The organism is Roseburia hominis A2-183 (genome assembly GCF_000225345.1).
Lineage (GTDB): Bacteria > Bacillota > Clostridia > Lachnospirales > Lachnospiraceae > Roseburia > Roseburia hominis.
In genome coordinates this window covers 3424676-3448999 of the sequence record NC_015977.1, presented here as the reverse complement: position 1 = coordinate 3448999, position 24324 = coordinate 3424676, and the positions used below count along the sequence as shown (strand labels likewise).

The 24324-nt window shown below is 38.8% G+C and carries 28 protein-coding genes and 1 pseudogene; 26 read left to right on the top strand and 3 right to left on the bottom strand.

From position 1 onward, the window contains the following. Positions 1 to 134 precede the first annotated feature (134 nt). The 11 genes from RHOM_RS15740 (at position 135) to RHOM_RS15700 (ending at position 10647) form a co-directional block, all read left to right on the top strand. Entirely contained in the window at positions 135 to 1799 is a 1665-nt protein-coding gene (locus RHOM_RS15740; protein ID WP_014081258.1) for an ABC transporter ATP-binding protein, read from the top strand. After that, a complete protein-coding gene (locus tag RHOM_RS15735) occupies positions 1796 to 2806 on the top strand; it encodes a radical SAM/SPASM domain-containing protein (RefSeq protein WP_014081257.1) in 1011 nt (336 codons plus the stop codon). The genes RHOM_RS15740 and RHOM_RS15735 overlap by 4 nt, the downstream gene beginning before the upstream one ends. Continuing rightward, entirely contained in the window at positions 2803 to 3996 is a 1194-nt protein-coding gene (locus RHOM_RS15730) for a radical SAM protein (RefSeq protein WP_014081256.1), read from the top strand. Before RHOM_RS15735 ends, RHOM_RS15730 begins: the two co-directional genes overlap by 4 nt. A 41-nt stretch (positions 3997 to 4037) precedes the next feature. Beyond that, the gene (locus RHOM_RS17630) at positions 4038 to 4175 is read left to right on the top strand and encodes a hypothetical protein (RefSeq protein ID WP_014081255.1); all 138 of its coding nucleotides are present in this window, start codon (positions 4038 to 4040) and stop codon (positions 4173 to 4175) included. A gap of 176 nt (positions 4176 to 4351) precedes the next feature. After that, positions 4352 to 5233 (top strand): S8 family serine peptidase, encoded by an 882-nt coding sequence (locus tag RHOM_RS15725; protein ID WP_014081254.1) that lies wholly within the window; start codon positions 4352 to 4354, stop codon positions 5231 to 5233. Between the two features lie 22 nt (positions 5234 to 5255). Further along, positions 5256 to 6476 carry a radical SAM/SPASM domain-containing protein gene (locus tag RHOM_RS15720; RefSeq protein WP_014081253.1) on the top strand — a complete coding sequence of 407 codons (1221 nt, stop codon included), beginning with the start codon at positions 5256 to 5258 and terminating at the stop codon, positions 6474 to 6476. A 363-nt stretch (positions 6477 to 6839) separates the two neighbouring features. Beyond that, positions 6840 to 7223: a S8 family serine peptidase gene (locus RHOM_RS15715; protein WP_014081252.1), complete on the top strand. Its 384-nt coding sequence runs from the start codon at positions 6840 to 6842 to the stop codon at positions 7221 to 7223. 205 nt (positions 7224 to 7428) lie between these two features. Next, the gene (locus tag RHOM_RS15710; RefSeq protein ID WP_007882335.1) at positions 7429 to 8484 is read left to right on the top strand and encodes a S8/S53 family peptidase; all 1056 of its coding nucleotides are present in this window, start codon (positions 7429 to 7431) and stop codon (positions 8482 to 8484) included. Continuing rightward, positions 8474 to 9574 carry an ABC transporter transmembrane domain-containing protein gene (locus RHOM_RS18070; RefSeq protein ID WP_227970598.1) on the top strand — a complete coding sequence of 367 codons (1101 nt, stop codon included), beginning with the start codon at positions 8474 to 8476 and terminating at the stop codon, positions 9572 to 9574. The genes RHOM_RS15710 and RHOM_RS18070 overlap by 11 nt, the downstream gene beginning before the upstream one ends. Further along, a complete protein-coding gene (locus RHOM_RS18065; RefSeq protein ID WP_242823145.1) occupies positions 9568 to 10170 on the top strand; it encodes an ATP-binding cassette domain-containing protein in 603 nt (200 codons plus the stop codon). Before RHOM_RS18070 ends, RHOM_RS18065 begins: the two co-directional genes overlap by 7 nt. 132 nt (positions 10171 to 10302) lie before the next feature. Beyond that, positions 10303 to 10647 carry a helix-turn-helix domain-containing protein gene (locus RHOM_RS15700; RefSeq protein ID WP_007882339.1) on the top strand — a complete coding sequence of 115 codons (345 nt, stop codon included), beginning with the start codon at positions 10303 to 10305 and terminating at the stop codon, positions 10645 to 10647. Positions 10648 to 10671: 24 nt separating this feature from the next. Here the strand turns inward: RHOM_RS15700 and RHOM_RS15695 are convergent, their stop codons facing one another. Continuing rightward, positions 10672 to 10905, bottom strand: a complete 234-nt coding sequence (locus RHOM_RS15695; RefSeq protein ID WP_007882340.1) for a hypothetical protein — start codon at positions 10903 to 10905, stop codon at positions 10672 to 10674. Between the two features lie 248 nt (positions 10906 to 11153). On the opposite strand from RHOM_RS15695, the gene RHOM_RS15690 reads away from it, so the two are divergent. The 12 genes and pseudogenes from RHOM_RS15690 (at position 11154) to RHOM_RS15640 (ending at position 20434) form a co-directional block, all read left to right on the top strand. Then, the gene (locus RHOM_RS15690) at positions 11154 to 11366 is read left to right on the top strand and encodes a helix-turn-helix domain-containing protein (protein ID WP_014081251.1); all 213 of its coding nucleotides are present in this window, start codon (positions 11154 to 11156) and stop codon (positions 11364 to 11366) included. Between the two features lie 192 nt (positions 11367 to 11558). Continuing rightward, on the top strand, positions 11559 to 11882 hold the full coding sequence (locus RHOM_RS15685; protein WP_007889517.1) for a helix-turn-helix domain-containing protein: 324 nt from the start codon (positions 11559 to 11561) through the stop codon (positions 11880 to 11882). A 652-nt stretch (positions 11883 to 12534) separates the two neighbouring features. Continuing rightward, on the top strand, positions 12535 to 12957 hold the full coding sequence (locus tag RHOM_RS15680) for a hypothetical protein (RefSeq protein ID WP_014081249.1): 423 nt from the start codon (positions 12535 to 12537) through the stop codon (positions 12955 to 12957). A gap of 8 nt (positions 12958 to 12965) precedes the next feature. Further along, positions 12966 to 13286, top strand: coding sequence for a hypothetical protein (locus tag RHOM_RS15675; RefSeq protein ID WP_007889524.1), 321 nt, complete (start codon positions 12966 to 12968; stop codon positions 13284 to 13286). After that, positions 13276 to 13443, top strand: a complete 168-nt coding sequence (locus RHOM_RS17770) for a hypothetical protein (RefSeq protein ID WP_005602807.1) — start codon at positions 13276 to 13278, stop codon at positions 13441 to 13443. The genes RHOM_RS15675 and RHOM_RS17770 overlap by 11 nt, the downstream gene beginning before the upstream one ends. Then, positions 13436 to 13822, top strand: a complete 387-nt coding sequence (locus RHOM_RS15670; RefSeq protein ID WP_005602806.1) for a type II toxin-antitoxin system PemK/MazF family toxin — start codon at positions 13436 to 13438, stop codon at positions 13820 to 13822. The genes RHOM_RS17770 and RHOM_RS15670 overlap by 8 nt, the downstream gene beginning before the upstream one ends. A 77-nt stretch (positions 13823 to 13899) precedes the next feature. Then, positions 13900 to 14148, top strand: coding sequence for a DUF6870 family protein (locus tag RHOM_RS15665; protein WP_005602804.1), 249 nt, complete (start codon positions 13900 to 13902; stop codon positions 14146 to 14148). A gap of 159 nt (positions 14149 to 14307) precedes the next feature. Then, positions 14308 to 15969, top strand: coding sequence for a recombinase family protein (locus RHOM_RS15660; protein WP_007889527.1), 1662 nt, complete (start codon positions 14308 to 14310; stop codon positions 15967 to 15969). Beyond that, positions 15970 to 17613 carry a recombinase family protein gene (locus RHOM_RS15655; protein WP_007889530.1) on the top strand — a complete coding sequence of 548 codons (1644 nt, stop codon included), beginning with the start codon at positions 15970 to 15972 and terminating at the stop codon, positions 17611 to 17613. Then, complete coding sequence (locus RHOM_RS15650; RefSeq protein ID WP_007889532.1) at positions 17613 to 19193, top strand: recombinase family protein; 1581 nt, start codon at positions 17613 to 17615, stop codon at positions 19191 to 19193. Before RHOM_RS15655 ends, RHOM_RS15650 begins: the two co-directional genes overlap by 1 nt. 177 nt (positions 19194 to 19370) lie before the next feature. After that, positions 19371 to 19604, top strand: a pseudogene (locus RHOM_RS15645) (flavodoxin); the annotation flags it as partial. Between the two features lie 119 nt (positions 19605 to 19723). Beyond that, positions 19724 to 20434: a MerR family transcriptional regulator gene (locus RHOM_RS15640; RefSeq protein WP_014081247.1), complete on the top strand. Its 711-nt coding sequence runs from the start codon at positions 19724 to 19726 to the stop codon at positions 20432 to 20434. A gap of 24 nt (positions 20435 to 20458) precedes the next feature. On the opposite strand, the gene RHOM_RS17185 is transcribed toward RHOM_RS15640, so the two are convergent. Further along, positions 20459 to 20629: a DUF362 domain-containing protein gene (locus RHOM_RS17185; RefSeq protein ID WP_014081246.1), complete on the bottom strand. Its 171-nt coding sequence runs from the start codon at positions 20627 to 20629 to the stop codon at positions 20459 to 20461. A gap of 161 nt (positions 20630 to 20790) precedes the next feature. Next, positions 20791 to 21828: an aldose epimerase family protein gene (locus RHOM_RS15635; RefSeq protein ID WP_014081245.1), complete on the bottom strand. Its 1038-nt coding sequence runs from the start codon at positions 21826 to 21828 to the stop codon at positions 20791 to 20793. 252 nt (positions 21829 to 22080) lie between these two features. Between RHOM_RS15635 and RHOM_RS15630 the strand changes: the two genes are divergently transcribed. The 3 genes from RHOM_RS15630 to upp all read left to right on the top strand — a co-directional run bounded on the left by RHOM_RS15630 (position 22081) and on the right by upp (position 24294). Beyond that, a complete protein-coding gene (locus tag RHOM_RS15630) occupies positions 22081 to 23133 on the top strand; it encodes an L-threonylcarbamoyladenylate synthase (protein ID WP_014081244.1) in 1053 nt (350 codons plus the stop codon). 85 nt (positions 23134 to 23218) lie between these two features. Beyond that, on the top strand, positions 23219 to 23635 hold the full coding sequence (locus tag RHOM_RS15625; protein ID WP_014081243.1) for an arsenate reductase/protein-tyrosine-phosphatase family protein: 417 nt from the start codon (positions 23219 to 23221) through the stop codon (positions 23633 to 23635). Between the two features lie 29 nt (positions 23636 to 23664). Further along, a complete protein-coding gene (gene upp / locus RHOM_RS15620) occupies positions 23665 to 24294 on the top strand; it encodes a uracil phosphoribosyltransferase (RefSeq protein WP_014081242.1) in 630 nt (209 codons plus the stop codon). Positions 24295 to 24324 lie beyond the last annotated feature (30 nt).

The following is a 24324-nucleotide window of genomic DNA, read 5'->3' as shown; positions in this document are numbered from 1 at the left end:
TGCTTATTGGTAAACGTGGCTATTTAGTAAGGACAAACTCGCTGTATATTGTATATTGTTTTTTAAAATGTTAAAATTAATCATATTGGTATGAGTAAAAAATGGTTATTATATAATCTTTGAGGGGGTTGCAGATGGAATTAAAAACTTTTTTGAAACGTTTACTAAAAATAGTAGATATAGAGAAAAAAAAGTATATCGTTAATCAGATAAAATGTTTTTCTTTCTTAATGATCTATACAATTGCTTCTGTAATATTTCCTAGTTTTTTAAGCAAAATTGTTGATCTGGGAGTTGTTATGGGAGATGTTTCAAATATAGTGTTGTATACTACTGAGATGTTGATTTGCGGGATATTAATGGTAATTTTCTATTATTTGCAAAAAGTATTTTTTTTTAAATTCGGTAATGATATAGTATTAAGGACAAAACAAAAATTATATAAAAAGCTTAATACAGTTGATATTCAATTTTGGAACCAGTACAAAGTAGGGGATGTACTCACAATTTTAGATAATGACATAGAAAAATTGCAAGAACTACTAACATCTGATATCAGCGAATTGGTAGTAAATATTTGTTTGTGTATAGGGATTAGTTCATATATAATTATATTAAATCCTAAAATTGGCATTTTGGTTGTTGTAATGTCAATTATATTTGCATTTATTCAGCGAAAAGTGGCAAATAAGAGTAAAGAACGTATGAAAAAGTTGAGAGTGACTATGGGAGATTTTAACTCATTTTCCACTGAAACCATTAATAATATGCCTTCATTACAAATGACGGGAAAAACTCAATATATAAAAAAAATGTATGCAGATAAATGTGATGAACTGGCTAAAGAAGGATTAGATTTTACGAAAACCATGTGTACTGTTGGAATGACAGGAATGTCTTTTAATGTTCTTGCAATTGTTATTGTATTAATTTTAGGTGCTGTTGATGTTTCTAATAATTTGATTTCTGTTGGTTTGTTGTTTAGTATGACTATTTATGTGCAAAGATTATATAGTCCTATAGTATCAATAGGAAATATGTTTGTTAAAATAAAAAATTTCTTTCCTTTATTAGATAACATTTATAATGTAATGTTTAATGAAAAAAATATAATCAAGGGAGATTATAAACACAGCAGCGAGCTTATGGGAAATATTTCTTTTGATAATGTATGGTTTGGTTATAACAATGAAAGATTTATATTGAAAGGATTTACCGAAACGTTTAATAGAGGAGAAATCATTGGTATTGTAGGGAACAATGGAAGCGGAAAAACTACATTAGTCAGATTGCTGACTAAATTGTGTACTGTCGAACGTGGCAAAATTGAGATTGATGGAATTGATATTAACACATTTGATATGGAATATTTGCAGACGCAAATAGGCGTTATGACTCAAAATAGCTATTTGCTGGCTGAAGAGTTTAATAATATTCTAAAGAGTGAAAAAGAATTAAATAAAATGAAAAAATTTTTGGAAGAAATGAACTTTTACGAATCAGGAAACAGTATATTAAAAGGTAATTTTGAAGTAAAAGAAAATAATTTAAATATATCAGGAGGGGAGGCTCAAAAATTAGCTCTTTATAAGCTTTATTTGGATAATAAGCCGATTTGTGTTCTAGACGAGCCGACTGCTGCCTTGGATTCTAATAGTGAAGAGAAGATGATAGAGTTTATTAAAAATCATTTTAAAGAAAAAACTGTAATTATTATAACTCATAAACCACAAATTTTAAAAATTTGTAATCGGATAATAAAATTGGAATTGCATGAAGGGGGTAAGATGACAGTATGAAATTAAGTATTTGGGTAACTAAGACATGTAATATGGCCTGTAGTTATTGCTATGAAGAAGGACTTATAAGAGAGGATACTGGTGTTTGCGAAATTGATTATATCGAAAAAACAATAGAGTTTATTAATACAATGTGTTATAAGACCGCCTCTAAAAAAATATTCATTAAATTTTTTGGTGGAGAACCCTTAATTAAGTTTCCTTTTATTAAAAAATTTGTTGAGATTGCAAATGAAAAAATTGATGACAAAATCACTCCTTTTTATTCTATAACAACTAATGGAACATTAATGACGGATGATATGCTTATTTGGTTAAAAAAAAATAATGTGGAATGTGCATTAAGTATAGACGGTGATGAAGAGATATATAGCATAAATAGACGATATAAAAACCGATCATCAGCGTGGCGCGATGTCGATGATCTCATTCCGCGATTGTTTGATGCAAGTTTAAAATTGTCTGCGAGAGTGACCTATAATTCAAAAACTGTTTCAAAACTTAGTAGTAGTTGTGAATATTTGATAAATCGTGGCTTTACAGTGTTGAAAGTTGTACCAGATTATTTCGATTCTGAATGGAGTGACAAGTCATTGGAGATTCTCGAAGGACAATTAAGAGAAATAGATAAGATAAGAAATATAAGAAAGAATGCATATATAAACCTAGATGATGATGAATTGTTTATCGGTAGACGGGGCTGCGCGGGAGGTTATAGCATGTTTAGTATTGATTTGGGGGGGAATGTTTATCCTTGTACATATGTTATGGATGATAAACAATTTCTTTTAGGAAATATAGAAAACGTTTCAGAAATTGAACCGCGATATACAGATGGAACGTCTTTGAATAGGGAAGATTGTGTTGGATGCAGATATTTTAAATGTTGCAAAAGTGCTAGCTGTTTATATGGAAATTATAAAATGACAGGGTACTTGAATAAAACTAATTCTTTCTTTTGTGGATATAGAAAGATATTGTATCGAATAAATGAGGAAAAGTTATGAAAAATATCAATAGTATATTTTTTTCGAAGTATACGAGAGTATTAATAAATGGTAATGAATGTATTGTTGGCAATATTGCTTTTGATGGAAGATGGATCAAAATGTCGCATTCTCTTTATAAAGATTTGGTGCAAAAGTCTCAAAATAATATATCTTTACTATCTGAAAAAGAAAAAAAATATATAAATGCATTTCGGGAAGTAGGTATTTGCATTGATAATGCAGAAAAGGATGAGTTACAATTATATCCTTCGGATATAACCATTGAGATAACAACTCAGTGTAATTTGGCATGTAAACATTGCTCGTATTCCTTTGGTGGGAAAAAATATAGAGAAATGCCAATTGATATGATAAAAGCTATTTCAAAATGGTCGGAAGACAATAAAGTGAAAAGAATATTATTAACAGGCGGTGAGCCATTTTGCCGGAAAGATATAGTCGATGTATGTAAAGTGATTAAGCAGAATTTTACTGGGTCATTAGAAATAATTACAAACGGAACTTTGGTAACTGATGAGTACATCGAGCTTATAATGAGGTATATTCATGCTTTACATATTAGTTTAGATGGATATGATGAAAACAGTGTGAGCATGATACGGGGAAAGGGTGTATATAATAAAGTTATTGCATTAATTAATAAACTGAAGATGTGTGGGTATGAAAGAATTACTTTATCATGTGTAAGTGTTGGCGATGATAATTCTGAAATAATAAAGTTCAAAGAGTTATCTGAACGATTACATATTAAGCCGGTTATTAGACAGCTTAATATAAAAGGACGGGCAGAAGAAAATTTTGCGGAGGATCCTATGGAATTGCGTATTATGCATAATCTGACTGAAAAAGGACTTACATTTAAATGTTTATGTAACCATCAATATCGTTCTATTTTTATTAATACTTATGGAATAGTGTTTTCATGTGCTGCATTAAGAGAGGAAGAATTAGGAATTGGAAGTTTTATAGTTTCGGAACACAAGATACATATAGACGGTTTGTTTGCAAAACCTATAGTTGACAAAATCGCTCCATGTCAAAATTGTAATGTACGGTATTTTTGTGCGGATACTTGTATTTCAAGAAATAATGTGATATACTCAAACAATAAAAAACGTGTTGAGAGGTGTCATATTAAAAAGAATAAATTGGAAAAAATTGTGTGGCACACTGATAATGATTTGTAATTTAATTTACAAATAAAATTTTAAAGAAGGGAGGAGTTATCATGGGAAACAAAGAAAAAGAACTTGAAGTTGAAATCAAAGGTTATGGATGTGACGATGATTGCGAACAGTATTTTGAGAAAACGGCATCAAAAGATTGTGGCTGGAAAGAAACTGATAATACTTGGCCACTGTGGTAGAAAGTATCAGGTAAACATGTAAATGAGTAAGAAATGGGTGCCCTAGAAGTCTTTGTAAAACCAATATTATACAAGCCCTAGAACATTTGATAAGGTGTATTTTGGGGTTGTAGTATGTGGTGCGAGAGACTTTTAGGGCATTCTTTTTAATTAGTGAGTAGGTGTAAATAACTTCAATGAAAATTGCTGTGTTAGATAGTGGGTTTGATTTTAGTCAACCATTACAGAATAAAATTACTAATATAAATTTCACAGATGAAACTAACAAAGATGAAAACGGTCATGGTACATGTATTATAAAATTAATTGATTCAATTAGTTCTGGTTTGGAATTGTATAGTATAAAAATATTGGATAGAACTGGAAAAGGGAAGCTGTCGTCTTTAAAAGTGGCACTACTTGAAGCGTTAAACAGTGACGTTAATATTATTAATTTAAGTTTAGGAATTGAAGCATTTATTAAAGATTCGGAGTTAGAAATTCTTTTAGATAAATGTCTGTCTCAAGGAATAATAATAGTTACATCAGAATCAAATAATGGAAAAATAAATTATCTTTCTTGTAATAATAGAATAATTAGTGTCCAAGGTAAACAAAATAATCTTGTTACCAGTAACAATGTTATTTATATTAATAATTCTCCAAGAATTATACCATGGTTGGGATCGTCTTATGTTTTAAGTGGAGCAAATAGTTTTTTGACTCCATTTATTATAAAAAAAATATATGAATTATTGCAGAATCATGTAAGTATACAAAATTTAAAAAAATGTTTAATGCAGCAAAGTTTTATATTTAATAGTAATAAAAAAATTCAGAGACAATCAATAATTAATGCTAAATTAATGAAAAGTATTGAGGAAGAAATTTCTATTTGGAATTTATATGATGAAAATAAAGCATTTAAAATCGCCCAGGCTACTCCACGGAATATAACAGCACTTGTTAGGATAATTGAAGAAAAAACTCAACAATCATATATTTATGATTCCTTTTGGATGCCAGATTTAGCTTATTTAGAAAATTTTGTTAACAAAATAGGATCTATACTTCACTAATAATACAATGAAAGGTGTAAATATGAACGAAATTAAACTGGATAATATATGCTTTTCGGATAATACAAGAATTTTAAATCACTATAATGAAATAGTTATTGGTAATGTGAGAGAGTGTGGTTTATGGATAAAAATTCTAACTAAAGACTTTGAAAAAATAAAAACATACATAGGACTAGAAAATGGTTTTGAGCTGTTAATGCGGAATACGGATAATGCACGGAAGCAATATTATATTGAGATTATTAAGGCTTTAGCAAAAATAAAAGTGATAAAACGTAAAGACTGGAGTGAAAACAAGAAAACTATAGAACGATTAGACATTGAATTAACTACAAAATGTAATTTGAGATGTAAGCATTGTTCTGGCGAGTATGGTGAGCAAGATAAATCTTCAATGCCACAAGAGATGTTTCATAGAATCATACATTGGGCCGCAGAAAATAATATATCCTCAGTAACATTAAGTGGTGGTGAAATTTTTTGTTTGTCTAATATTTCAAAATATTTAGAATATGCAAGAAAGAATTTTATGGGGCGTATTGATATTATTTCAAATGCTACTTTAATTTATCCTGAACATATTAGTATATTAAAGTCATGTGTGGATGAAATTAGTATTAGTTTAGATGGATATGACAAGAATAGCGTAGATTTCATACGAGGACAAGGGGTGTTTGATAAAGTTATTGAGACTATAATTTTGCTAAAAAATAATAAAATTGATAACATTTCACTTTCTATGGTTCTAACAAGTAATAATAAAAATCATGTAACTGACTTCAAAGAACTTTGTAATAAATTTGAAGTAAAGCCTATTCTAAGAACACTCTCTGTAAAGGGAAGAGCTTTAAAGTTTTATGATGACTTAATTAATGATAACGAAAAAGGAAAAGAAGATAATATATCTAAGAGAATTAACATGTTAGCCATGTGTAATGCTGGAAGTCAAATACTTTCTATTAATGCAAGTGGTAAAGTGACTTTGTGTTCAGCTATGGAAGAGTCAAATGTTATTTTGGGAGATATTGATGAACTGGATATAATTTTTCATGATGTTAAACGAATTAATACGATTTGTGTTGTAGATACGGTTACACCATGTAATGAATGCGATGTTAGATATTTTTGTTCTTCTATGTGTCATGCAGTAAACACAAATATTTACAATAATAATCAGTTGAAAGAAAAACGGTGTGAGCAATATAAAAATCTCTTGGAAAAACATGTATGGGGGATTTGAAATATATTGTGAGTACTAAGTTTAGCAGCTGTCAGGCAAGGAAAAGAATGCAATGATAAAAATCTTAAATAGTATTAAAGAATTACGTTAGAAATAGCCTTTGCAGAAAGGCTATTTTTTATGTATGCGCGCCATGGGCGCGCTCTAATGGGTGAAAGGTCCCGAATATGCCCAGGTAGTGGGAAATGTATAGCTGAACAGCAAGGGTGTTCACCGTGAGGTAAAATCTGAAGGAAGTCGTTGGCAAATCTCTGGTCCGACGGACAGAAACCGCATACAAGGCTAGGCTACGAGAGATAAGTTGGCATAAAGCAACGAAGTCTAATAACTACCACATTTGTGGTAGCAGAGTAAATGCGGTGGATGAATAAATTAAAGATTGCAGTATTAGATAATGGTGTAGACGAAAAATTGCTTGCATCATGTGGATTACCCGATATAATTCAGCAGAACAAAGGAAATATCAGTGATGAGGAGGATTTGTTTCTGCATGGGACAAATTGTGCCATGATCATAGGGCTTAATTGTGCCGACGCAGAATTATACAGTTATAAACTGCTTGATAATACAGGAAAAGGAAATGTGGATGATCTGAAATCAGCGTTTGACTGGTGTCTGATGAACAATATAAGACTTGTCAATCTGAGTTTTGGAACTACACATGAATATTCCAGATGGTTTTACATCAGCCGTCCGGTGATATGGAAATCACTTTTTAGATCCGCTTTTGTGCATACCGAATCATAATTTCTGCTGAGACATTTGTAAAGACTGCTACGCACCGCAGATGCGGCAAGGTCTTGACAAATATCCCAACAGAAATGGATAAGTCATCAAGCACAAAATAGGCGATTTCCGAGTACCGGAACTCTGATTTCCAAATTTCCGGAAGTGCGATTTCATCGCACAAGAATATTCAACACATTTTAAGGACAAAGGAATAATTCGGCAGTTGGTAAATCAATATGCCAATAAGGGACTTATCATAATTGCGGCAACTGCTAATAGTGGGTATACGGCTTTTCCGGCATCCTTTTCAAATGTTATCGGAGTAAAAGCAAAAGATACATTTAACATTGATGCGGAAGGTTTGCGGGATAAAGGTGTGGATTTTGCAGCTCCATCGGAACACAAAATCTGGTTTGGAGGAAACGATATAACGCTTCAGAAAAGTAACAGCTATGCGGCACCTTATGTAACAGCAATGGCTGGAAGGTTAATGATGGAACAGTCATGGATCAATAATGTATGGCAGATTAAGAAGCATTTATACCAGAAATTCAGGGGAAAATGTGTACAATATATTCCGGATTGGATAGAAAAAGGATGGATTGCCGGAAAGGTATTAAAGAGTAAGGAAGAGGTTTATTTTGAGGTAGCTGCAAAGGAAGAAGCAGACACTGTAATTTTGTATGATAAAAATGAGTTTAATGAATACAGGGAGAAGCACATTGTGTATCTTGGCAATGAAATAGCAGAGCAGCCGGATACACAGTGCTTTTTCTGGAGCAGAAGAAACAGAAAAGAACAGATCTTATGTTCAAGGATAAAGAAGGAGAATATTAATATACCTGTCATACTTTTAAAAAGTGGTAAAGAACAGGATCAGATATGGTGGCTTACGGAATTAAGAAAGAGTTTTGAAGCGGAGGGCTATAATGCATATGCTATTTCCACTGAACAGGAGAGCGTATTGTATGATTTAGAATATATCCCTTTTGCTGTTGATGAAAATATAAGTAATAAGATTGGTGATTTCCTGTATTGGCAGACTTATTACAACCAGTCTGATTTGATTATTTGTGGAATACAGGAAAAAGAAAGTATCGGTGTGGAAGCCGATATATTTGTAAGAATAGAAAATGGGAAGAAGCAGACAGGAATACAAATTTATTGCGACAAAATAAAAAAGGCGCAGATGTGTTTTGGAACCCTCGGAGAGCAGCAGATAAAGGAAGTATATGATTGTCTGCTTACAATCCTGACGGAGGATGAAGATGGGGAATAAAGAAGCAGTAAAGAAACTGCTGGGAATGTTAAAGGGGTATAGAAAAATAATTGCTCTGATTATTGCATGTCTGCTCATTTCAACAGGATTGAATATGTGTATCCCGTTACTAAGCAGGGGGATTATGGATTATGGTTTCATAGGCGGAGATAAAGAACTGCTTATAAAACAGGTAATAGGTTCACTGCTTATCTATATGATGATAGCAGTTATTGATATTATAAAAGAAAAGAAGCGGGTAGATATATCTGCGAATATACAATATTCTTTATCGGAACAGTCATTTCAACGTCTGATGAGGATAAAAGCAAACTATTTCAGCAGTAAAAATTATGCGGAAATCCTAAATAACATAAATATAGATATAGGAAATATGACTTCTGTTGCAGATGAGGGTGTGTTTTTTGTTGTCACTCAGGCATTCAGTATGGTAGGTGGAATTATCGGACTTTTTATCTTAGATTACAGAATGACACTCATGGTACTTCTTTTTATTCCGGTAAAAGCGGTTATTATGAAACATTTTGCAAAGAAGCGAAAAAGAATCATGGACGAGTTTATTACAGAAAGCGAAAAATATGCCGGATGGTTTGGAGATACTGTTGGCGGTGTAAGGGAAGTAAAGCTTTTTGGAATACAGGAAAATAAGAGAGCCGAATTTGCTGACAGACAGCTTTCTGTAATCAATAAACAGAAAAAGATGAATATGCTTGCCCAGTGGAACGGCATAACGGATAACATTATCGTACATCTGCTGACCAGCTTGATATATATTATTGGCGCAAATCTTGTTTTTGATATGCAGCTTTCAGTAGGCAGTGTGTTTGCGTTTATTACATATAGTGCGTATGTGACAGGACCTATTTCAGCAATACTCAATATCGGGTATCTTTTGTCAGGAATTATTCCTTCAACAAAGCGGTATTATGAGTTTATGGCACTTGAAGAAGAAAAGGAAAATGAGGAGGGCATGACCGAGCCTTCTTCGGTGATCTGGAATTACAGAATCTTTCTTTTTCATATGAAAAGGATAAAGCGGTACTGTCCGATATTAATATTGCTTTTCCAAAGGGAAGTAAAACGGTGCTGATTGGTCGGAATGGTTCGGGAAAAAGTACACTGATAAGTCTGTTGCTGCAATTATACCAACCTACAGGCGGAAAAATAACATTAAATGGTATAGATATTTCGGAGTTTGTTTTGAGAGAATACAGAAATATGGTATCTGTAGTAAGCCAGGAGATCTATCTGTTCAATTCATCTATCAGGGATAATATCTGTATGTATAAAAATATAGATGATAAGACAATTATGGAAGCCTGTAAAGATAGTGGACTTGCTGATTTTATTTCTGAGGTGTCATTGGATTATGTGGTAGGACAGAATGGGGCAATGCTTTCCGGAGGACAGAAACAGAAAATTGCACTGGCAAGGGCATTGGTGCATAACAGTCCGGTTATTATATTTGATGAAGCCACATCTAATACAGATGTGTATTCTGAACATCAGATTAACGGACTGCTCCATACGAAACTGAAAGAAAAGACGGTCATAATCATTACCCACAAACAGGAGATATTAAAAGAAGCAGATCAGATTATCATGCTGAAAGATGGTGCTGTTGTTGGAAGTGGAGTCTATGATGATTTGTCAAAAGATAATCTGGAATTTAAAAATATTGAATAATACATTGCCATGAATTGACAGGAGATAGTAAAATCTGCAAAGTATTACACGAAAATGGCAAATGGTTACAGATTGCCAGACACCATAATAATTTCTGATATAATGCGATAAGTCAGAAAGGATGATGGGGCTATGGGGAAACGAGAGCACATATACAAAATTATTGCAGAGAATATCAGAAAAGAACGAAGAAGGCTTGGAATTACGCAGGCAGAGCTTGCAGAACGGGCGGATGTATCATTGGATACTATCAAAAGTGTTGAAAATGGCAGAAGGGCAATGAGTCTTGATACATATTTGAATATTGTTCATGCATTGGAGTCATCGCCTATGGTTCTGATGAGCCAGCAGCACCCTAAGAAGCACATTGAGCGTTTTGCATTTATGATGAATCGGTGCGACGAAAGAGAAATAGAATTTGCATTACATATGATTGAACAAATATTAAGAGGACAGGAAGATTATCTGAGTGAATAGACGGGTAGTTATCCTGTCCTTTGTCTATGACTCTTTTGCAAATTTTTCAGCGAGATGGTATATGATTTCTTCAATGGTGGGAGTATCATTTTCACATGGAAAGTCTGTCCAGAAGCGTTGCATTTGTGGATCAGGGCTTTTTAAAGCAATGGAAACTGCCCGCCCAATTTCCTGTTGGACTTCTTCTTTTGTGATTCCTTCTTTTTCGGCAATGATTTCTAAATATTTATCAACAGAGTATGTGCTTTTATCATTCATAGTGTTGTTGTGAATCCTTTCTGAGAAGGGTATCTACGGGCAAATTGTCAGGTGCTTGAATTGTCCCGGTTGAATACCATAAAAGTAAAACAGATAATCCGTTCTATATTACATAATAACCTTGAGAGCTGTTTTCTATGCAGCTTATGGCTATTTTCTATTCTATCATATACATACAGTACGGTGCATACACGCACCATATCATTATAGGACACTCTTGCGTAGAATACAAGGAGGAGGTCTTTGTAATGATAGTATATGACAGGTTATGGATCACACTCAAGAAGAAAAATATTAGCCAGTATGCACTAATTAAAGATTATGGAATAGATAAAGCACAGTTACAGCGATTGCGAAAGAATATGGTCGTAAAAACGGTAATCCTTAACAGATTATGTTCCATACTTGATTGTAAGATAGAGGACATCATGGAGTTTGTGCCGGATGAGGATATTAAGTAAAGAGATATTTCCAAAATGTAATGAGAGTTTGGAAATATCTCTTTTTTAATCCGCAAATATTTATATTCTTGGTATTAAGGTGTACAATATTCCACCTGAAATAGCTGGTTTAGTCACTCTTACAAAAGATTCGCTTACGGTACAATAAATATAGCTTAAGCAAATATATAAGGTGCCGGAAAAGAGTGGAAGGTGTACTACGATATTGTTAATAGTGGAGAAAGAATAAAAGAGTTGCGTGCGGCAAGAAGAATGACAAGACAGCAGCTTGCCGAGCAGATTGGATTGTCAGTGGACGCTCTGCGGAAAATTGAAGCTGGTGTAAATGGAGCAAAAATAGATACGCTGATTAGTATTGCTGAATTGTTTCATATAACGTTGGATTATCTTGTGTGTGGGTGTGAAAGAAAGGTAGAAGTCGATGATCTGCTGGTTGGTCTGAAGGAGAAGGAAGTACAGTTTATCCGGAATATGGTATTAAATGCCGTTGACAATATGAAACTTCTGACAGAATAAAAAAGTCGGATTGCATTTTTGATGATGCAGTCCGGCTTTTTTTATAAGGATTTGGAACAGGTGGGAGTGTTACTCTTAGTTCAAAAGAGTGTCGGTTACTGTAGAAGATGCGTGGTGTCAGTTATACTCTGTTCAGGTTCTGAGAAAAGAACCGTTGAATATTGAAAACAGAATAGGACACGCATATTCCACGAGCTTATATCGCCTTGTCTATGACAGGGTGGCAGAATCCCATTTCGTGCGATGACTATCCTCAGAGCTGTAGCCGATTATGAGAAACGTAACAGCAGGAGCCTTTAAGGATAAGAGCAGAGGGTTGTGCCTACCGGGTTAGCAGCCGGAGGTAATGAGATAATAAGTGCACCTGAATTTCAGCGAAATGCATTTTCAGAGAGTGGCTACTTTCGTAAGTCCAGATGGGCAGGAAACTACGAAGTGTTTGTGGCTGGCAAAGGATATGTTACCCGATACGGGGAAGGTTGAGAAACCGGGAAGATAGTATTTTATCTTCCCACACAAACTGATTTGCAGTAACCAGCAGACAACAACGGGGCTTATAAGTGCAGAGAGCATTGGCAGGTCAGTTTATGTGAGGAGATAAAGTGTGCACAGGATATCAAATCAAAATAAAAACAGGAATGGAGATTTTAAAATGAATAAAGCAGTTATATATTTTGGAGCAACAGGAAATGAGGCAGCGGATCAGATGGTAATGCAGGTTCTTGAGGAGTATTGCGCTGTGAATGGATATGAGGTGGTTGCAGTTATTTCAGAGAACGCAAGACCGGAGGGAATGACATTTCCTATGAAGTTTGCCTTTGTCGGTATGGCAGAAGTAGAAGATGTTGATGTGGTTGTTACTTTTATGAGTGATATGGTGGGCGATTGTGAAGAAACAATTATGGATAACATCATTATGCTTGGAGAGCATGGCATTACGGTTGAGACAGCAAACGATGATATGGCTGGATATTATCAGAAGATGGAGCAGGCAGGGCAAAAGGAAGATAACGGCATTGTTTCACTTGCTGATTTTATGGCAGTATTTTTCAGACGTCTCAGAGCCAACAGATAGGAGGTTTTATGAGTAAGTGTTGTGTTATCTGTGTAGGCAGGAATGCCGACAGAGCCGCAGACAGGATAGAAGCATATGCTAAGAAAGCGGATTTTGAGATTGTAGAAACAATCTTTAAAGATACGAAGTCTGTGGAAAGACTTAAATTTTATATCGAAAGAGATTCCATTATCAGTATTCTGGTAAGCAGTATCTATGATATTTCATCGGACAAAGATGTGGTAAAGGGTATTATGGAGCTTGCAGCGGAGCACGGTATCAGTATTAATGACGAGAGCAGGGGCTATGAACCTGCTCTCATCTCGTTTGAGGAGGATAATGCCGGATAAAAAGGAATTAAGCATAGTGACATTTTCATCAGAAACCGTGGTGTTTGATGGGAAAGGAGACAGAGTTGTTGCCTGCCCTACGGAACAGGAAGCTGTCGAATATATCCGTGGGCAGGAAATACCAGTTGACAGACAAGGAAGTGAATATTATGAGTGAAATAAGACGGGGCGATATCTGGATGGTTGATTTTGGAGTACCGGAAGATGAGAATGACCACAAGCTGCACGGTATCAGACCAGTAGTGATTGTGAGCAATGACAGTGCAAACAGACATAGCACGGTATTCCATGCAGTACCGCTTACAAGTAAGATTCATAAAAAGACATATCTGCCAACACATATTTTTATCAGTTCGTTTAAGGCTGTTGGATTAAGAACGAACAGTATCGCTCAGTGTGAGCAGTTATGTGATGTGAAAGATACGGACCTGATAGAAAAAATCGGGAAAGTAAGCAAAAACCAGTTAAGACAGATAACAAAAGGTATGCAGATCCAGTTGGGTATGAGTACAAAACATAATAATCCAATCGCATAAATTCCAGCCGGGGCGAAAGCTCCGGTGTTACATAGCCGTCAGCATATCTGGTGGCTTAATTTGATTGGAGGGATAGGATGACAGTTGAACAGTTGGACAAAATATCGGCACAGAGATTAGAAGATGTGGATATTGATACATTGGTGGAAGTAAACAGCATAAAGTACGCTGACGGAATGCCTGTGGAAAAGAAGGTTGCGGGAATGATTGCAAAGACAGGTAATCCGTATTTCCGCAGATCAGGAAAGAGCAAAATTAAGATTTCATTTTCTGATAACGGGGAAAGCCTGAAAGACAATTATATTGCTATGCTTGCCAATGTATAGAGCAGTCAGCCAAAATTAGGGGTGGAAATTCAGATGGATTTGTGATATCATTACAGACAAATAAGGACATCTAACCCGAAAGGGTATCAATTTCATATTTATGTTTCCATTCCTCTTGATTTGGGACTTCTAACTTAGAAAATCGAAGGAGTGGTGGACATGAACAATTCTAAAAGAATTTACAGAGCAGCCATCTATGTTAGATTATCTAAGGAAGATGGCGATCTTGATGATGTGAGAAAAGCTGAAAGTAACAGTATCTCAAATCAGAAATCCCTGATACTTAATTATTTAAAAGACAAAGAAGATATTGAAATAGTATCAATCCGTGAGGATGACGGCTATTCAGGGGCAACTTTTGACCGTCCGGCATTTAAACTTATGATGCAGGATGTGAAAGACGGTATTATAGACTGTATCGTTGTAAAAGATCTTTCGAGGTTTGCAAGAGAGTATATCGACGCAGGGAGATACATTGAGCGGATGTTTCCTGCAATGGGGATACGATTTATAGCGATCAATGATGCCTATGACAGTGCAGATACACAGGCACAGGGAAACGAGATAATCATTCCGTTTAAGAATCTTATCAATGACGCTTATTGCAGGGATATTTCCATAAAAATCCGAAGCCACCTTGAAACAAAGAGACAGAACGGAGAATTTGTAGGAAATTACTGTGTCTATGGCTACAAGAAATCTGAGATTGACCATAATGTGATTGTTCCTGACGAATATGCTGGTCCGGTGGTTCAGGATATTTTCCACTGGATAAAGAACGGAATGAGCCTTGATGCCATAAGTGACAAGCTGAATGCTCTTGGTATTCTCTCACCTATGGCATATAAGCTCAGCAAGGGAGAGAATTATAAGACAGCATTTCAGAAGAAAGACGAGCTGTTGTGGACTCCTGTTGCTGTAAGGCGTATTGCAACGAATATTATTTATACAGGAACGCTTGTACAGGGCAAAATCACAACACCTAACCATAAGGTTAAAACAAGGATATTAAAGCCACAGGAGAAATGGGCAGTATGCCACAACAATCACGAGGCACTGGTATCTTTAAGAACATTCCAGATTGTACAGCGTCTGTTGTCAGTGGATATGAGAATGGCACCGGGGAAAGACTCTATCTATCTTTTATCCGGAATAGCAGTATGTGCCGATTGTGGAGCACTTATGACACGAAAGGTGTCTACGGTAAATGGGAAAAAGTATGTTTACTATATGTGTTCCAATAACAAGAAGAATAAGAAGTGCAGCTCCCACAGGATAAAAGAGGCAGACTTGGAAAGCCGTGTATTTGATACCTTGAGGGAAATGACAGCAACACTTCTGGACGCTGATGAAGTGATAAAGGAAGCTGGCAACAATGCCAATTTCAGAATAGACCAGAAAAAGACAAAAGAGAGGATCAGTGCAAAAGAGAAAGAGATAACCAAATATAATCAGATGCTTGTTTCACTTTATGAGGACTACAAAGATGGAATCGTTGATAAATCAGACTTTGCGATTATCAAGGAGAGCTTTGAAGTAAAAAGGTCTGAAGCGGAAAAGGCAATCGACAGGTTACAGAAAGAAGCAGAAAACATTGCTGCCGGAATTGAAAGAGATACCGAGTGGCTGGAAGAACACAGGAAATGGAAAACAATGCCTTCTCTTACCCGTAATGTGGTAGTGAGCCTTATACAGTCCGTAAAGGTATATGAGGGCGGTGATATAGAAATCGTACTGGATTGTGACGATGAATACAGGAAAATCGTTGCAAGAGCCGGGGAGCTGGAAAAACAGCAGGATACGGAAAGGCTGGTGGTCTAAATGGCAAGGAAGTCAAGAACACAGCCGAAACAATCACCGGATACACTGAATGTATTATCCAAAGTGTATAAAACTGCCATATATGTGAGATTGTCTGCGGAAAAAGATGAAACGAGAGACAGAAAAACCCTGATCAATCAGAGAAATCTCATTAAGAACTTTGTGGATCAGCAGATGGATATGGAAATCCATGACATCTATATGGATGATGAAATTTCCGGTACAACATTCGACAGACCGGAATTTGAGCGTATGATGTCAGATATGAGGGCAGGAAGGATCAACTGCATTGTCGTAAAGGATTTGTCCCGCTTGGGTAGAGATTACATTGAAACGGGCAATCTGGTAGAGCGTGTATTCCCGATGATGAATATCCGCTTTGTAGCGATTACGGATAATTATGATTCCTCAAAGAAAGACGCAGACCTTATGGTTGCGGTCACGAATATAGCCAATGATCTGTATGCTAAGGATATTTCAAAGAAAATATCTTCCAGTAAGCAGGAAGCGATGGAAAAAGGTATTCCAGTTGGCAGAGTGACTTATGGGTATAAGGTGGTTCTTGATGAAAACAAAGTCAGGGTAATGGTTGAGGATAAGGAAGCCGCAGATGTTGTAAGGTGGATTTTTAATGAGGCAGAAAAAGGTACACTGCATTCTGTGATAGCGGCAGAACTGAATGCGAAGCATATCCTTACACCTGCCCAGTACAAAGTAAGGCATAATATAGAGAAACTTGAAAAGCTGCGTGGAGTTAAGTGGACTGTTGATACATTGTCACAGATTTTAAAGAATGAAGTCTATATTGGAAGATATGTGACAGGTAAAGACAGGGTATGCTTGTACAGACACGAAAAGAGGCATACTACCAATAAAGATGAGTGGTATGTTTTTGAAAATCATCATATTGCACTTATCACAAAGGAACAGTTCTATGCGGTGCAGAAGAACAAAAGAAAGGTAATAAAGCCAGCAAAAAAGCAGACCGTGAATATGCTGAAAGGCAAAATCACCTGCGGCTGTTGTGGAAGCAGTATCCATATCCACCCTGAGAAATATGGAAAGGTTTATATGTGTACGCATAGAAAAAGATATGGAAAGGACAGTTGCAACTGCCTGCCTGTAAAGGTAGACGATATATATGCAGCGGTGCTTGCTGTTATAAAGGAGCAGATACAGGTCTTTATTGACAGGGAAAAAATATTAAAGGAACATCACAATGACAGCAGTGTAATCAGACAGGAACAGGTATATACGGAAGCTGTGAATAAGTGTGTCAAGGAAATGGACAGACTTATGGAATTAAAGAGCGGTCTGTATGCTGATTACACGGAAGATTTGCTTGATGAAAAGGAATATCTGCAACTGAACAGGGAGTATTCACAGCGTATTGAGAAATTGAAGATACAGGCTGATGAATACAGGCAGGCGGCAAGTCAGTATGAAAGTGCTGAAAAGACCGTTGCCCAGTTAAAAGCTGAAATGCTCCGTTTTAAAGGAAAACGCAAGTTGACGCAGGAAATGGTCGATTTGTTTGTTGCACAGGTACGCATATACGAAAACAAGAATCTTGAGATCGTTTTGAACTATGAAGATGAACTGAAAAAATTCGCAGAACTGAATATGGAAAGAGAGGCAGGATAATGGCTGAGAAAAGAAAATTAGCCTTTTATATCCGTCTCTCGGATGCGGATGAGGAGGTAAAAGAAGGAACAAAAGACGAAAGTAACAGTATTACAGGACAGAGAAAACTCTTGTATGCGTATATCAAGAAAACAGAGGAATTTGCAGGTTTTGAGGTACTGGAATACTTTGATGACGGATATTCGGGAACAATGTTCAATAACAGGGCAGAATTCCAAAGGCTCATACAGGACGCAGAGCTTGGAAGATTTGAATGTATCATAGTAAAAGACTTTTCACGATTTGGAAGGGATTACCTTGAAGTAGGCAACTATCTGGAGTTTGTATTCCCTGCAATGGGAATGAGGTTTATTTCTGTCAACGATAATTATGACAGTGACAGAAACTTTGGTGTTACCGGAGGAATGGATGTAGCTTATAAGAATCTGATTTACCAGCTTTACAGTATGGATTTATCAAGAAAGGTAAAGAGTGCCAGAAGGACAAGAAATCTGAGCGGCGAATACACGGCATCATTTGTCTGCTATGGATACAAGAAAGATCCAGACGATAAGCATAAGCTGATAATAGATGAAGAAGCTGCAAAGGTTGTTGTGGAGATATTTTCACTGATCATTGCAGGATATAATGCAAGTGAGGTTGCCCGCATATTAAATGAGAGAAAAATCCCGACAAGAGTTCAAAACCAGTGGAAGAATGGAATCAATTATGTTCCGGTTCATAATAAAGGGGATTATATGTGGGATAATTCAGAAGTTATAGCGATTGTCCAGAATGAGCAGTACAAAGGAATAATGATCCAGAATAAATGTGAAACTGTTGGTTTTGGAGATAATAAGAAGGTTCGCAAACGAAATAAAGAGGACTGGTCTGTTGTAGAAGGTGCAATACCAAGAATAGTAAGCGATGAAATGTTTGATGAAGTCAATAAAATGCTACGGGTTGAAGCCAGAGGGATTGAAAAGAGTACAAAGAAACGTAAGAAAAATCTTTTTATCTGCCCCTATTGTGGGAGAAAGCTGATGAATTCCAGTGCAGTATGTACACCGAAGCTCCTCTGTCCAAAACGCAGGATGGTAAGGACTGGCGAATGTCAGCAGATTTTTATGCTGAAGTCAGAAGCACAGGACAAGGTGCTGGAAATCACAAAGGAAATCTGTAGAACACTTATACAGGAAGAAGAACTTAAAAAGGCATCAAAGGATAAAAGGAAGGTGACAAGCGATGAGTATTTGATTAGTGAGCTTAAAGCGGAGTATGACAGAATATCAAACAGCACAGTTTCTTGTTATCAGTCATACAGAGAGGGAAAGTACACAAAAGAAGAATATGTGCAGTTAAGAAAAACAAACCAAGAGCTGTTAGCTGATCTGGAGAATCAGATATCAGATTTGCAGGAGAAAGTTGCAAATCAGGAGCCTGACGCAGAGGAGAAGATAGAACAGCTAACCCAGTATAGTATGCTGGAGCAGTATGACGGAGATGTACTTTCAAACATAATTGATAAGGTGCTCATTTACAACGACAAAGATATAGAAGTTGTGTTTAAGGGTGAGAACTTTATCCGAAATGCAGTGTAGTAAACAAAATGAGTAATATAGAAAGCCAGTAGTGAAAAAGCTGCTGGCTTCTTCTATGGGTAATAACGAAAAGGTTAATAGTAATAAACTATTCTGTACTTTAAAAATCAGTAAGGGTTTGATAGAATATGTACAGAAAAAAATAAAATTTTTTTTGTCCCAGTCTTGACAGATGCAGGATTCCCGATCTGGTGGTACGTTGCGCCGACGATCATCAACACGTTCCTGGAGAGCTATGATTTTTCCGGAAAGACGGTGATCCCGTTTGCAACATCTGGCGGAAGCGGTATGGGAAAAACAGAAGCAGTGCTGCATGCACTCTGCCCGGACAGCGTGAACTGGAAGAGCGGTAAGATGTTGAACGGATATGACAGAGCGCAGATGGAGGCGTGGGTCAGAACACTCGCCTAGTTCTGTGAAAAATAAGAAAGACCGGCGATTTGTGTCGCAATAAGACGAGCGGTTTTTGTTGTACGGAAGAATCGATACACCTATAATATAAGTTAAGGAATTACAATATAGGAGGGTGTATGGAAAAGGTACGTTATATGATTTCCGATGCGGCAAATATCGTCCACGTCGAATCACATGTGTTACGTTACTGGGAAGATGAACTGGAACTGAATATTCCGCGCAATGAGATGGGACACCGGTATTATACGAAGGAAAACATTGCGGAATTTCAGAGAATCAAGGAACTAAAGGAACAGGGCTATCAGTTGAAGGCGATACGCATGATTGTACATAACGGACCGATCGAGGGGCTGACGGCAGAAGCACCGATTCCCGTGGGACAGGCACCGCTTTCTGCGGGAGCGGCCGCTGCAATCCCGCAGCCGGTACAACCGGTCGCGGCACAGCCGGCAGCAGTGGTACAGCCGGTGCAGCAATCCGTGCAGCCGGTGCAGTCCGCTGCACCCCAGCAGCTTCCGGTAAAAACGACCGCCGAGAGCCCGCAGAGTATTCTAAACAATACGGATAAGATGGCACAGTTCACAGAACTGATGACCGAGATAGTGGGAAAAGCGCTTGCCGCCAACAATGAAGAACTGGGGCAAAGCATCAGCGAGGAGGTAGGAAAACAGGTGATCAAGGAGATGAATTACCTCATGCGGGAGCGGGAAGAGGCAGAGGAGGACCGCTTCCGCAGGCTGGATGCTGCGATCCGTGGAAATATCCGCAAAAAGGACGAACAGAAAGAAAAGAAACTCTGGAAAAAGAAAAAGCCGTCACAAGCGTGACGGCTTTTTGCTATGTACGAAAGATTAACCCTCGCTGATAGCTCCTGTAGGACAAACTCCTGCACATGTTCCGCAGCTAACGCAGGAACCTGCATCGATTACGAACTGGCTGTCTCCCTGAGAAATAGCTCCTACTGGACATTCCGGCTCGCATGTTCCACAGCTTACACAAGAATCAGAAATAACGTATGCCATTTTAAATTCCCTCCTTAATTTGTAATCAAAACCCGGCTACCCTTATAGATAACCTTTAAGACATTCTAATACAAAAATACACGGCTTTCAAGTCAAAAAAGCCGTGTACTTAAATTAGCACATAATGCTGTTACGAAATATATTCCATGCTGGAGCTTCTGCTAGAATGTTGAAAAATGATACAGTGTCTTGGAACGGAACGGCTCATCCGGTGTCAGCACGATGCTCGGGAAATTGTCATGGTTGATCGCGTCCGGAAAATGCTGTGTCTCGAGACACACGCTCGTATGGCAGGCATATTGCGTACCGTTCTTGCCGGTGACCTCGATCGGCTGGTTTGCCACATACAGCTGCATACCCGGCTGATCGGTAAAGCATGTCATGCGGATACCGCTCTCCTTTGACTGGAGAACCGCTGCCTCACGGAATCCGGTGCCATTGATGACGAAATTGTGATCGTAGGTGCCGAACTTGTGATACTGCTCGTAGTCGGAATCCATCAGTTTTCCGATGGTGTGCATGGAGCGGAAATCAAACGGCGTTCCCTCTACCGGAAGGAATCTGCCGGTCGGTGCCTGTGAGTCATCGAGCTCTGTGATCTGATCGGCGTCAATGAAAAGCTCGTGGGATAAAACCTCACTGGAGCCTTCACCGTTCAGATTGAAATAGCCGTGGCTGGTAACGTTTAACAGCGTATCCGCATCCGTGGAAGCTTCGTAGAGAAGGGACAGCTCATTGTCCTCCGACCAGCCGTAGGTTACGGAAAGTGTGAGATTGCCCGGATAACCTTCCTCGCCGTCGTAGGAATTCATGGTTAAAATGAGTTTGTCATCCTTGATCTTTGCGTCCCAGGGCTTGGAAGCGTAGCCGATCAGTCCGCCGTGCAGATGGTTGGAGCCGTTGTTGATGGCAAGCTGGTATTCCTTGCCATCCAGACAGAAATGACCGTCCTTGATACGATTGGCAACACGGCCGACAACTGCGCCGAGGCTGGCGTTGTCGCGCGCGTAATCTTCCATGGAATCGAAACCGAGGCAGACGTCCGTCATTTTTCCGTCGCGGTCCGGAACCACGATCTTTACGAGACGGCAGCCGAAATTGATGACTTCCACATAAGCGCCGTTTGCGTTCTCCATATGGTATATATAAATATTTTCTCCTGTGTTTAATGTGCCAAAATCTGACTTTGTAATCTTCATAGGAAACTCCTTTCCATTTATATCAGGACAAACCTAACGCAGATAATTATGCCACATTTGCAAAAACATGGCAAGTGAATTGCCCTATTTTCGGAAGAATGCCCATAGCGGGCGAAATGTCAAACTTGCCTAAATCGTGAAATTATGCAATAATGTTCACGAAAGCGAAGCGGTCATGCACGCACTGTAAAGCAGGTCAGGAGACAGTGCATATGACGGCCGCAAAGGCACAACAGTTGAGAGGCGAATAATATGCAGACAAAGGTTGTTAAGATAGATTCTGCGAATATAGACGATGCAGCCATGAAAGAGGCGTGTGATCTGATCCGCGCGGGAGAGCTGGTGGCATTTCCGACGGAGACGGTATACGGACTGGGGGCGGATGCGCTGCACCCGGAGGCATCGAAAAAGATTTATGCGGCGAAGGGAAGACCTTCGGATAATCCGCTGATTGTACATATTTCAAAGTTTGAAGATCTGGTATCGATCGCGAGGGAGGTACCGCCGCAGGCGAAGAAGCTTGCGGACGCGTTCTGGCCGGGACCGCTTACCATGATCGTATGGAAAAATGACAGAGTCCCTTATGAGACCACGGGCGGGATGGATACCGTGGCAATCCGTATGCCGAAGCATCCGGTAGCGCTCCGGCTGATCGAGGGGAGCGGATGCCTGATTGCAGCGCCAAGCGCTAACACATCCGGCAAGCCGAGCCCTACCGAGGCGTCCCACGTGGCGCTTGATATGGACGGCAGAATACCGATGATTCTGGACGGAGGGCCGGTCGGCATCGGGATCGAGTCGACGATCGTTGATCTGAGCGAGTCGACGCCGATGATCCTGCGCCCGGGATATATCACACAGGAGATGCTGCAGGAGGTTCTCGGCGAGAAAGTCTGCATGGATCCGGGAATTATTGCGTCGGATTCCACCAGAAAGCCGAAAGCGCCCGGCATGAAGTACAAGCATTATGCGCCCAAGGCGGATCTTGTGCTGGTGGAGGGCGAGACGGACAAGGTCGTTGCCAGAATCAATGAGCTGGTCAGAGAAAAGCAGCAGCTCGGACAGAAAGTCGGAGTGATCGCTACGGATGAGACGTTTTTACGCTACGAGGCGGATCACGTTGTCAGCATCGGCGCCAGGGAAGATGAGGATGCCATTGCCAGACACCTGTATAAGATCCTGCGCGAGTTCGACGACTGGAATGTGGATGCGATCTACTCGGAGAGTTTTGCCACACCGCGCATCGGTCAGGCAATTATGAACCGTCTGCTGAAGGCGGCGGGGCATCAGGTGATTCCGGTATAGCTACATCAGGGAGAGGGCAGACATTTCTATGAGACAATATAATCGAATCATATTTGTTGCAGAAAGCGGCACCTGCAGAGCACCTATGGCTGCAGGAATTCTGCAGGAATGCAATTTAAAACATCCGGTGGAAATACTTGCCAGGGGACTGGTGGTTTTATTTCCGGAACCATTGAATCAGAAGGCGGAAACTGTTATGATAAGCAATGGTATCAATATGGATGGATTCATGTCCACCCAGTTGACGGAGGAGGATTTTTCGGAGGATGCGCTCGTTTTAGTCATGGAACACAGCCAGAGAGAGAAGATTCTGGAAAAGTACGGGCACGCCGATCCGGAGAATGTCTATGTTCTTACGGAACTGGTAGGAGACGAACTTGAGATCATCGATCCCTACGGGGGGACGCTTCAGGCGTACGGACTCTGCTATGAGACGATGCGCAAGACGATCTTAAAGCTTGTGAACCTATTGAATGAAAGTGAAGATAACGGCACAGACTAGGCTCTGTGTAAGAAGGGAAGGTACAAAAAATGTCAAAAGTAGTAGTTATGGATCACCCGCTGATTCAGCACAAGATTGGAATTATCCGCAGGGAGGAGACCGGTTCTAAGGATTTCCGTACACTGGTCAGCGAGATTGCAATGCTGATGTGCTACGAGGCAACCAGAGACTTAAAGCTTACAGATGTGGAGATTAACACGCCGATCTGCAAGACCACGGTCAAAGAATTAAAGGGCAAAAAGCTTGCCGTTGTCCCGATCTTACGCGCCGGACTCGGCATGGTGGACGGTATGCTCAACATGATTCCGGCAGCCAAGGTCGGACATATTGGATTATACCGTGATCCTGAGACATTAGAGCCGGTAGAATATTACTGCAAGCTTCCGGCAGACTGCGCAAACAGAGAGGTGTTTGTGGTAGACCCGATGCTTGCGACAGGAGGATCTTCGGTTGCGGCGATTCAGATGTTAAAGGATAAAGGCGTAAAAAATATCCGCCTGATGTGCATTATCGCAGCACCGGAAGGTGTGAAAAAGATGCAGGAGGCACATCCGGATGTGGATATCTACATCGGCGCGCTCGACGATCATCTGAACGAGCACGGCTACATTGTACCGGGACTCGGAGATGCGGGAGATCGTATTTTCGGCACGAAATAGAATCTGTTTGATGCGGCGGACGCAGGTGGG